The 882-nt window shown below is 68.8% G+C and carries 2 protein-coding genes; both read right to left on the bottom strand.

What is annotated here, in order from left to right; genetic code table 11:
• Positions 1 to 604 (bottom strand): NAD(P)-dependent oxidoreductase (locus EOA28_RS37175; RefSeq protein WP_148671180.1); only part of this gene is annotated, 604 nt, incomplete at its 3' end.
• The gene (locus EOA28_RS37170; protein WP_245501702.1) at positions 504 to 839 is read right to left on the bottom strand and encodes a 3-oxoacyl-[acyl-carrier-protein] synthase III C-terminal domain-containing protein; all 336 of its coding nucleotides are present in this window, start codon (positions 837 to 839) and stop codon (positions 504 to 506) included. The genes EOA28_RS37175 and EOA28_RS37170, both read right to left, overlap by 101 nt.
• Between the last annotated feature and the right edge of the window lie 43 nt (positions 840 to 882).

Raw genomic sequence — 882 nt, 5'->3', positions numbered from 1 at the left:
AAGTGAGGTCGATGGCCGCCCGGCCGTCGCGAAACAGCGGCAGTGGCCGGCTCCTTGCCGCCTTGATCAGGCGCGGCAGCAACGCCCGATCGCCCTTGCCGTAGACGCCGCGCGGCCGCAGCACCATAGGATGGATATCGGGCTCGCCGAGCACGATCTTTTCGGCCTCGCACTTGGTGCGGGCATAGTGATTGACCGGCTGCGGCAAGGCCGCATCCTCGGTGAGACCGAGCTGGTCGCGGAAGGCGAAGCAGACGGACGGGCTGGAGATGTGGACGAAACGGCTGACGCCTTGCCGTCTGGCGAATCCGACAAGATTGCGCGTTGCCGTGACATTGGCCGCCTCGAAATCCGCGAGGCGTCCGAAGGGCGACGAAAGCGCCGCGCAGTGGATGATCCGCTCGACCCTGCCCAGCCTGGGGTCGAGGGCGGCATCGAGCGGCTGCGCCAAATCGTGACGGATGATGCGATGGCCGGCCGCTTCGAGCGCGGCGCAGCGCGTTTCATCGCGGCCGAGCCCGAGCGCCAGCGTGCCGGAAGCGGCCAGCCGCTCGAGCACATGGGAGCCCAGGAACCCGCTGGCGCCGGTGACGAGGACGGCCATCGCTCAGACCTCCACGCGCCATGCCGCCGAAGGAGACGCCGGCGGACGTACCGAGAAAGAGCAGCTTCATGCCGGACGCCACGCGGCCGTCGCGGCGCGCAACGTCGAGCGCGAAGGGCATGGACGCGGCGATCTGGTTGCCGAAGCGGGCAGAGATGTCGACCAGCTTTTGCGGCGCAAAGCCGGTCTGGCGCGCCATATGCGCAAGCGCAAACGGGCTCGCCTGATGCGGCACGACGAGATCGACATCGTCGCGCCGCCAGCCGGCACGCTCAAGC

Source organism: Mesorhizobium sp. M2A.F.Ca.ET.067.02.1.1 (assembly GCF_004023285.1).
In the GTDB taxonomy this organism is placed as follows: Bacteria; Pseudomonadota; Alphaproteobacteria; order Rhizobiales; family Rhizobiaceae; genus Mesorhizobium.
The sequence above is the reverse complement of the archived record's forward strand: the minus strand, read 5'-3'. Positions and strand labels throughout refer to the sequence as shown.